Genomic DNA, 4,462 nt, shown 5'->3' on the forward strand with positions numbered 1-4,462 from the left:
GGCTAACTTGGTGCTCACCATGTGTAGCGGCAATGCCTCATCTGGTGCAGATGCAAGAGCAATACAAAGACAACGGCCTTGAGGTCTTCGGACTTGCAGCTAGCGAACACACTCCAACGGCGGAGGAGGCCCGAACCGAGTTGGACGCGTGGTTGATCGACAAGTTCCCAAATCTGAACTACCGCATCGCATCCGACTACGCGGGCGAAAAGGCGCAGCGCCCAACTTTCGGAGAAAAGTCGTGACATTTCTCTCGGACGCAGTGCGCCGAATTAAGCCATCAGCGACATTGTCTATCAGTCAGAAAGCACGCGAACTGACGGCGGCAGGACGCAGCATTATAATCTTAAGCACTGGCGACCCGGACTATAGCACGCCGGAAAATGTAAAGAACGCAGCCGTGTCGGCAATCCAGAATAGGGAAATCAAGTATACGGCCGTCGCGGGAATACCGCAGCTGCGACGCGCAATATGTGAAAAATTTAAGCGCGAGAATAATCTTGAATATAATTCGTCGGAAATAATCGTATCGACAGGCGGCAAGCAAGTCTTATTCAACGCATTCATCGCGAGCCTAAACCAGGGCGACGAGGTTATAATTCCGGCACCTTATTGGGTTTCATATCCGGATATGGTCTCGCTGTGCGGTGGAACACCAGTCATTGCTCGCCCTTCTAACGAAGATAATTTCAAATTAACGCCCGCTGAACTGAGACGAATCATCAGCCCAAAAACAAAGTGGCTTCTTTTGAATTCGCCGTGCAATCCATCTGGAGCAACGTACAACCGTTCAGAGCTATTAGGATTAGGGGAGGCACTTCTTGAAAACCCCCACGTTTGGCTCCTATCCGACGATATATACGAACATCTTGTCTATGATAACGCAAAGTTTGCGACAATCGTTCAACTATTTCCTGAACTTCGTAAAAGGACGTTAATCGTCAACGGAGTTTCCAAAGGATATGCCATGACGGGCTGGCGTATCGGGTACGGCGCGGGGCCGGAATGGTTCATCAAAGCCATGGATTTGGTCCAAGGGCAACAGACTTCATCGGCTTGTTCAGTGGCACAATGGGCGGCGTTGGAAGCACTGAATGGACCGCAGAGCATCCTGCAAGAATATCGCCGTGATTACGAGCAGCGGCGCAACCTTGTTGTCGCGCTTCTCAACAGCATAGATGGCATCAGATGTCATCGCCCACAAGGAGCGTTTTATGTCTTCCCATCTTGCCGGTTGGTTGCAGGCAAAACAGCGCCATCCGGTCGATTAATCAGAAACGATGACGAGTTCGCGGAGGAATTGCTCGAGGAGGAAAGTGTTGCAGTTGTTCCGGGTTCAGCTTTTGGTCTACCTTTTCACTTTCGCATTACCTATTCAGTGTCGGTTGATGATTTGCGCGAAGGTTGCATGCGCATAGAGCGTTTTTGCTCTAATCTTCGTTAAATGAGGCCATCCATGGCTTCCTTTACTACTATCTAGCCACTTATGAACCCCTTCGCAGTCGGAAGAAGCCCAATGGACCAACAAATTAGCAGCCTTGACGCGAGGTCTGACTCTTTGCGCGGCATAGCTTTTGCCGCAGCAGGCTATGCTCTTCTTGCTACTCAAGATGCCATCGTGAAATGGCTGGTCACGAGTTATACGGTCCCCCAAATTTTGTTCATCCGAAGTATTCTGATCGTCGTCTTTGTAATTAGCTACTCTTGGTTTCGTGGTGAAGCGTCGATTCTTAAGAGCCCTAATAAGCTCGCGTTGATAACTCGCGCAGTATTCACCCTTGCAGCATGGCTCACGTTCTACACGGCCGCTAGGCAGCTGCAACTTGCGGAAATGACAACAATTTATTTTGTCGCGCCCGTCATCGTTGTCATTCTGTCTCTCGTGATCCTTAAAGAGCATGTTGGCGCTTCAAAATGGATCGCCGTGATAGTTGGTTTCGGAGGAGTTCTCATTGCCATGGATCCGAGTAGTCGGGTCGATCTAGTTCCGGCCTTGCTTGTTCTCTGTGCGGCTTTTTGCTGGGCGATGGCTGCAGTTCTTGTTCGAAGAATTAGCGGTAAAGAGACGTCCTTAAATCAGATGCTCTCGGGAAGTCTCGTATTCATGCTCGCATGCTTACTAGTATTGCCGAGTGTTTGGGTGACACCAAACATCGCAGACATCTGCTTGATGGCCGTCTTAGGAGGGGTTGGAGGCTTGGGACAGTTCATGCTTTATGAAGGACTTCGCTTCGCGCCCGCATCAACGGTGGCCCCCGTGGAGTATTCCATATTGGTATGGGCGGTTCTGTATGGTTTTCTTATCTGGAATGAACAACCATCGGCACACGTTCTCTTAGGCGCGAGTTTGATAATCCTGTCGGGAATATGGTTGGTCCGCCGACGAACGTAAAATTGTTCCGGGGAGAGTCAAGGGCTATGTCGCAGACTCAGAGAGGAGACGCGAAAGGGACAGTCGCTCGGTAGCAAGCTCAGGCGGCAAGCAGGTCGAACTGCTCGACCAGCGATGGTAGCGGATTGCAGGCATACTTCGCCTGTCCTTTCCGCTGAGGTGGCTCGGTTTGCTTGAACAGCGTTTTCGGCTTGCTAAGTGGAACGTCTGCCGGGTTAGGCCGCCGCGCGTTGCGGCAGCGGGTTGAAGTAAGCCCGATCGGGTGTCCGCCGGTCAAGGTTCGAATGAGGCCTCCGGCTGTTGTAAAAAGTGAGATATCGGTCGATCGAAGCGCGGGCCTCAGCCACACTGTCGTATGCTTTGAGATACACCTCCTCGTATTTGATGGAGCGCCAGAGCCGCTCGACAAAGACATTGTCACGCCACGCACCCTTGCTGTCCATGCTGATGGCGATCACGTGCTTGTGCAGGACATCCGTGAAGGCCGTCGACGTAAACTGGCTTCCTTGGACGCCCTTCTGTTTGTCAAGCGGCGATGCGGGTCTGATTGATCTCCCTGTGGCGTCTTGTGATGATGTGGAAGACCTCACGGGCGATGTAGCGCTTGAGGGCGCGAATAGCGTCGAGCTTCGAATGACCTCCGCTGGTGCGTCTGGCGACGTAGGCCTTCGTTGCTGAATCGGTTCGGATCCGCCCAATGGCGATAATGTGCAGGGCGCTGTTGGCAGCGCGATCGCCGCCCCTGTTGAGCCGGTGACGAATTGTCTTTCCGGAAGAGGCGGGGACCGGACTTACACCGCACAGCGCCGCGAAGCTCGCCTCAGAACGCAAGCGCTCGGGATTGTCGCCGGCCGTGAGCAGCTGTAGCCGATTGAATTGCGCGCGATGAGCTCGGGCGCAAGCTCATCGACGATGGCGCTGATCATTGCGTCAAGGTCGGCAATCTCGTCATGCAGCTCGAGATAGCGACGAGCCAGCGATTTGAGGCTGATGCGGTAAGCCGCTTCCACCTCGCGATAGGCTGTCAGATCCGGCCGCCAGGCGGCCAAGGTTCGCACGAGTTGCATGCGCGTCATGGAACGCAAAGTATCGCGCAGCCCGTCTGGCGCGCTCACAATCGTGGTCTGGATGATCTGGATGGCGACACGCCTCGCGGCGACGGCGGTCTTGCGGCAGACCATGAGGACGCGAAGGGATTCTACCATCCCATCTCGGCTTCTGGGCGTGACAGTTCTCCTTCCCGCCAATGCAGCATGGGCGGCATTCTGGGCATCGAGGTCATCATTCTTGCCGCGTCGCCGGCGATCGTGCTTGTCAGGCGCGGTAACCTCCAGCACGTCAATCCCTGCCTGCTGCATGAACCGGAGTAGGCCCGCACCGTAGCTGCCGGTCGATTCGATACCGATGCGCCGCAGGTCCCCGAACGAGCGCATCCAGACGAGCATCTGCCGATACCCCTGACGGGTGGTGGCGAAGCAGGCTGTTCCCAGAACGCGATCCTGTCCATCGACGACCGCGGCGACGTGCAAATCCTTGTGTGTATCCACGCCACCGACGACGTGGCGCGTCCCATCTTCGTTGTTATCCATTCCCAGCCTCCAGCTTGGACCGTTTGCCAGGCTTTGCCGAGACCGAGTGCGCGGACAGGACAGTCACGAGACCCTGAGGTCAGGCCCTTCTCGGGTCACAGGCATCGGCGAGGCAAAGCCCCACCGCAGGGCGTTCCCAGGCGGCCGACAGGTCCAGGGAAAGACACGGCGGTCGATCGGAGTGCGGGTCAGACCACACCAGGGCACCCTACGGAGCCAGCCTACCAGTCGGTCGATCGGTGTTTGAGTCAGGCCGCCCAGGAACTGGCTGTGATCTTCTGACTATCGGTGTTGAAGATCTCAGGGCAGCCGTAGCAGGCCAGCGCTTCCTCCAGCCTCGATGCAGAAGGCAGCTTCCAGGGTGATGGAGAGGCGCCAGGCCAGAACCCGCCGGCTGAACCAATGGCATCGTCACATTAACGAGATGCGAGCGGGAGCTGGCATATGAGGCGGTATGAAGAAGCCGCGCCCCTCGCTCTAC

3 protein-coding genes and 3 pseudogenes are annotated in these 4,462 nt (G+C 55.4%); 3 read left to right on the forward strand and 3 right to left on the reverse strand.

The features are described 5' to 3' along the window. The 3 genes from DC522_RS32550 to DC522_RS32560 all read left to right on the forward strand — a co-directional run. A partial coding sequence (locus DC522_RS32550) for a redoxin family protein (protein ID WP_133239449.1) occupies positions 1-245 on the forward strand: 245 nt, incomplete at its 5' end. Then, positions 242-1,444, forward strand: a complete 1,203-nt coding sequence (locus DC522_RS32555; RefSeq protein WP_116532563.1) for a pyridoxal phosphate-dependent aminotransferase — start codon at positions 242-244, stop codon at positions 1,442-1,444. The genes DC522_RS32550 and DC522_RS32555, both read left to right, overlap by 4 nt. A gap of 72 nt (positions 1,445-1,516) precedes the next feature. Continuing rightward, positions 1,517-2,392 carry a DMT family transporter gene (locus DC522_RS32560; RefSeq protein ID WP_116532564.1) on the forward strand — a complete coding sequence of 292 codons (876 nt, stop codon included), beginning with the start codon at positions 1,517-1,519 and terminating at the stop codon, positions 2,390-2,392. 215 nt (positions 2,393-2,607) lie between these two features. Here DC522_RS32560 and DC522_RS32565 read toward each other — a convergent pair. The 3 pseudogenes from DC522_RS32565 to DC522_RS32575 all read right to left on the reverse strand — a co-directional run. Then, positions 2,608-2,901, reverse strand: a pseudogene (locus DC522_RS32565) (transposase); the annotation flags it as partial. 16 nt (positions 2,902-2,917) lie between these two features. After that, positions 2,918-3,981: pseudogene (locus DC522_RS32570) on the reverse strand (IS110 family transposase). Between the two features lie 284 nt (positions 3,982-4,265). After that, positions 4,266-4,383, reverse strand: a pseudogene (locus DC522_RS32575) (IS3 family transposase); the annotation flags it as partial. Positions 4,384-4,462 lie beyond the last annotated feature (79 nt).

It is taken from the genome of Microvirga sp. KLBC 81 (assembly GCF_003075415.1).
In the GTDB taxonomy this organism is placed as follows: Bacteria; Pseudomonadota; Alphaproteobacteria; order Rhizobiales; family Beijerinckiaceae; genus Microvirga.